Source organism: Streptomyces sp. NPDC004788 (assembly GCF_053601115.1).
Genome location: NZ_JBSGBF010000186.1, coordinates 1 through 4790, shown reverse-complemented (window position 1 = coordinate 4790; position 4790 = coordinate 1). Strand labels below are relative to the sequence as shown.

Below are 4790 nucleotides of genomic sequence, written 5' to 3'. Positions count from 1 at the left end.
GGCGTTTGCGCTGCTCCCGAAGGGCGACACCCAGGGCCCCGCGACACCACGTCCGGGCAACGTAGGCTTGGGGTTGTCCTAACGGAGGTTGGTGGACACGAACAAGGACAACCCGCAACGGCAGGTGCGGTTGAGCTTCCTGGGCTGATCGAGCCGGTCGAGATCATCGTGGATGTGGCCGCCAATTCTAAACGCCTCCTCGAACTTGGGGCGGACCCGCACCCGGGTGCTGATCTTCTCGCTGAAGATCTTGTCCCTCGGGACGCCGTGCTTGCCTGAGCGCGTCGAGCTGGGAGTCGAGTTCCTGCCCGAGCGTCGAGCACCGTGCGTACCCAATGCGGATGTCCGCGCTCGGCAGGTCCGGGTCGATCGGCGCCGGCGGCGGGGTGCCCGGCCGCCGAGGCCGGCCCGGTCCGCGGTCGGCGGGAGTCGGCACCGCAACGCCTTCTTCAGCCGGGGCACCATCGTGAAGCGGCGGGTGTGGTAGGCGGAGGCGACGGCGCCGCCGCGGGAGCGGCACGGCGAGCCGGGCTGAGCGTCACACTGCGGACAGGCGTGCTGTTCGACGTCGTCCGCGTCCGACCGGTCGGTCGGGGAACGTTTATGAGAGGACGTGGCTTCGGCCGGCGAGCTTCGGCAGCTGAGGTGCTTGGTGTTCAGCGAGGTGGCGTTACCAGGCCGATCTCGTAGGCGGTGATGACAAGCTGGACTCGGTCGCGAGCTTCGAGTTTGGTGAGTAGCCGCGCTACGTGTGCCTTTGCGGTGGCCACGCTGATGTAGAGCTGGGCGGCGATCTCGCTGTTGGACATGCCGCGTCCGACGAGGGTCAGTACCTCGCGTTCCCGCTCGGTGATGTTCCCGACCGGTCGTGGGTGCGGGGCTGGTTCGGGGCGGGCGGCGAACTCTGCGATCAGGCGGCGCGTGACGCTCGGCGCGATCAGGGCGTCTCCGGCGGCGACCACGCGGATCGCCCCGAGGATGTCGTCCAGTGCCATGTCCTTGACGAGGAATCCGCTCGCACCCGCTCGGAGCGCGCCATAGATGTACTCGTCGTCGTCGAACGTGGTGAGGATAAGGACGCGCGTCGCTCCAGCCGCTGCTGTGATCCGCCCAGTGGCTTCGATGCCGTCCATGCCTGGCATGCGGATGTCCATCACCGCAACGTCGGGCTCCGTGTTCCGGACCAGCTGTACCGCTTCGGCGCCGGTTCCAGCCTCGCCCACGACATCTATGTCGGGGGCGTCGGCCATCAGAACGCGCAGACCGCTGCGGACCAGTGGCTGGTCATCGGCGAGCACGACGCGGACCGTCATGAGATGTGCACTCCTTCGGAGAGGGGGAGCCTGGCTGCCACGCGAAAGCCGCCCTCGCGGCGAGGCCCGGCGGTGAACTGGCCGCGTAGCAGGGTGACGCGTTCCCGCATTCCGGTGATGCCGTATCCGGTGCCGGAGGTGGAGCCGCCGCGGCCGTCGTCGGCGACCTCGATGGTCAGTTCACCGCCTTGGTAGCCGATGGTGACGCGGCAGTCGGGGATGTCCGCGTGGCGTACGACGTTGGTGAGGGCTTCCTGGACGATCCGGAAGGCGGCCAGGTCGATATCGGGGGGTAGGGGCCGTCGTTCTCCGAGCCATCGCACGTCGACATGGACGCCCGCGTCCTTCGTTGACGCGGTCAGCCGGTCGAGGTCGGCCAGCCCCGGGGCAGGCTCGCGCGGCGCGGCCTCCGCCCCGGGGCCCGGTTCTGTGCGGCGCAGTGCGCCCAGGGTGCGCCGCAGCCCGGCGAGGGTTTCCCTGCTGGTCTCTTCGATGGTGGCCAGCGCGTTGCGGGCCTCGTCCGGCTGTGTGTCGATGACCCGGCGGCCCACGCCTGCCTGGATGGCGATGACGCCGATGCTGTGCGCGATCATGTCGTGCAGCTCACGGGCGATCCGGAGCCGTTCGGCGGCGACGGCCTGGGCGGCGGTCTGCGAGCGCAGTGCCGCGGCGTGTTCTCGGCGTTCGCGAACCGAATGGCCGGTCATCCAGGCGGCGGCGAGCGCCAGGACGAGGACCACGACCGTGCGGGCGAAGCCGTCCGCCCCGGTTCCGAGGCGTGCGGCAAAGCCGACCTGCACGCCGAGCGTCGTGAGGGCAGCGGTGACCGCGATGCGGCGAGGCCGGGTGGCCACGATGTATCCGATGGCGAGGTCGTTTGCCAGAACCAGCAGATACACGACTTGCCAGAAGGGGGTTGTCGTCGCCGTGACGTACGTACCCAGGAGCATCAGGGCCAGGGCCGGCAGTGGGCGGCGGCGCAGCAGTCCGAGAGGCAGGACCGTGACCGCGGCCCCCGAGACGAAGGGCAAGCCGGGGGAGTCGAAAATTGTGCCGCGTGTCGCGAAGAACAGCGCGAACGGGTAGGCGATCGCCCCGCACCAGGCCAGAGCCGCCCGCGCGGCCGGCCGCAGGTGCCAGGACAGCAGGGGACGCGGCTTGGCGGACATGGGGCGATCGTAATCGCCTGACCAGCGGCGAAACATTGGCCCGTGGGCGTACGCCCACGGGATACCAGCCCTCCCGCGAGTGCAGCCGACGGGCCGATGCCGGACGGACGCTCTCTCCGGCACCGTTGGCCGGGTGATCGAAGTCAACGAACTGACCAAGCGATACGGCAAGGCCACTGCCGTCAACGGCCTGACTTTCACCGTGCGCCCCGGGCACGTCACCGGGTTCCTCGGTCCCAACGGTGCCGGCAAGAGCACCACGCTGCGCATGCTCCTCGGCCTGACCGAACCCACCAGCGGCACCGCCACTATCGACGGTCACCTGTTCCGGGACCACCCGCGCGGCCTGCGCCACGCCGGTGCCCTGCTCGACGCCCATGACGTCCATGGCGGTCGCAGCGCAGTGGCCTACCTGTCCGCCCTGGCCCGCAGCAACGGTATCCCGCGGCGCCGGGTGGACGAGGTCCTTGAGGAGGTAGGACTGGCTCCTGCGGCCCGGCGCCGCATCGGCGGGTTCTCCCTGGGCATGAAGCAGCGGCTCGGCATCGCCACGGCTCTGCTCGGCGACCCTCCGGTGCTGCTGTTCGACGAGCCGGTCAACGGCCTGGACCCGGAGGGCGTGCGGTGGGTACGCGGTCTGTTCAGGCGGCTGGCCGCCGAGGGGCGCACCGTGTTCGTCTCCAGCCACCTGATGAGCGAGATGCAGAACACCGCCGAGCACCTGATCGTCATCGGCCGGGGCGAGCTGATCGCCGACGAGAGCGTGACGGAGTTCGCGGCCCGCGGAACCCGCCAGAGCGTGACCGTGCGGACACCCGACCCCGCCGCGCTGGCAGCTGTGCTCGAAGCCGAGGGCGCTTCGGTACAACCCGATGGCGCGGGCGCAGAGAAGTGGCTCACCGTGACCGGCCTGAGCGCGGCCCGCATCGGGGAACTCGCCTCCCACCACCGCATCGTGCTTCTTGAGCTGGCCACCCGCACCTCCTCACTGGAGGAGGCGTTCATGGAACTCACCGCCGACAGCGTCGAATACCTCGCAGGAGAATCCCGATGACCTCGACCACCACACAGCAGACGGGGGCCTCGACCGCCGTGCGCGCCGCCGAGCCCGGCGCCCGCTTCCGGGACCTCCTTGCCGCCGAGTGGATCAAGCTCTGGTCGCTGCGGTCCATTTCCTGGGCGTTCGGGATCAGCGCGCTGGTCATCATCGCCATCAACATCAGCGCGGCCGTCGCGGACTACAACAACTGGCCGACCTACAACGAAGGGATCCGGGCCCTCTTCGTTCCGATCTGGGCCATGCGGGACGCCTTCACCATCGGCGCCTGCATGGTCCTGATACTCGCCACCGGCAGCATCGGCGCCCTCACGGTCGTCGGCGAGTACAGCACCGGACAGATCCGCACGACTTTCGCGGCAGTGCCGGCCCGCCGATCGGTCGTAGCGGCCAAGATGGCCGTCGTGACGGCAGTCATGCTCGTATACGGCACGGTCGTCGCGGGAACCTCGTTCGGCGTGACACAGGCCATCCTGTCCGGTCGGGGCATCGGCCTGTCCCTCGGCTACCCCGGAGCGCTCCGCGCCGTCGCGGCGTCCGCCCTGCTCGCTCCGGTGTGCGCGCTCGTCGGGATGGGACTCGGCGCCCTCATCCGGCACACCGCAGCCACCCTCGTGACGTTCACCGGAATCCTTCTGCTGCTGCCGTTCCTCCTCAACGACCGCCACCGCTGGTCATCCGCCATCCTTCACGCCCTGCCCCGCAGTGCGTGGGAACGACTGGTGCAGATGGGCGACCCCTTCGGATCGGCCCCCTACCCGGCGACCATCAGCGGATCGTGGATCGTGTACGCGGCCTGGCCCCTCGCCGCAGCAGTGGTCGCTGTGGTCGCCGTCCGCCGGCACGATCTGTGAGCCCGCAGGGCCTGGCTGCCAAAGACGTACACCGGGCCGTTGCAGCAGGCTCTTGGTCCGTACCCGAGGGGTGCCAGGCGGGAGTGTGACGGCTCCGCCCCGCGCTCAGGCTTCCGGCCTGGTCGTGCCACGCGGTGGTGAGATCGTCGTAGCCGGCCGCGGAGACCTCCAGATGACCGCACCGGACGCGAATCTGACGGCGGGCGAGATCCTCATCGTCAACGAGACCTACGTCCGGCAGCAGCCGGTACTCGATCAGGAGGGCCGCCGATACCTTCCCGCGGCAAGCGCTGCGAAGACCTCGCAGTTCCGTCCCGTGCGCGTGATCATCCCCCCGTCGGTGCTGCACTTCCTGTCTACGTCTCCGGCCCGGCTGCCGCGAGCTGGGTGCGGCGAG

General features: G+C 69.7%; 5 protein-coding genes. 3 read left to right on the top strand and 2 right to left on the bottom strand.

The window, feature by feature from the left end; all coding sequences use genetic code 11:
* Window positions 1-656: 656 nt before the first annotated feature.
* A complete protein-coding gene (locus tag ACWEJX_RS37360) occupies window positions 657-1313 on the bottom strand; it encodes a response regulator (protein ID WP_451611861.1) in 657 nt (218 codons plus the stop codon).
* A complete protein-coding gene (locus tag ACWEJX_RS37355; RefSeq protein WP_451611860.1) occupies window positions 1310-2482 on the bottom strand; it encodes a sensor histidine kinase in 1173 nt (390 codons plus the stop codon). The genes ACWEJX_RS37360 and ACWEJX_RS37355 overlap by 4 nt, the downstream gene beginning before the upstream one ends.
* A 133-nt stretch (window positions 2483-2615) precedes the next feature.
* Here ACWEJX_RS37355 and ACWEJX_RS37350 point away from each other — a divergent pair, with 133 nt between their 5' ends.
* The 3 genes from ACWEJX_RS37350 to ACWEJX_RS37340 all read left to right on the top strand — a co-directional run.
* Entirely contained in the window at window positions 2616-3536 is a 921-nt protein-coding gene (locus tag ACWEJX_RS37350; protein ID WP_451611859.1) for an ABC transporter ATP-binding protein, read from the top strand.
* Window positions 3533-4393, top strand: coding sequence for an ABC transporter permease (locus ACWEJX_RS37345; RefSeq protein WP_451611858.1), 861 nt, complete (start codon window positions 3533-3535; stop codon window positions 4391-4393). The genes ACWEJX_RS37350 and ACWEJX_RS37345 overlap by 4 nt, the downstream gene beginning before the upstream one ends.
* Before the next feature lie 172 nt (window positions 4394-4565).
* On the top strand, window positions 4566-4790 hold a 225-nt coding region (locus ACWEJX_RS37340), incomplete at its 3' end, for a hypothetical protein (RefSeq protein ID WP_451611857.1).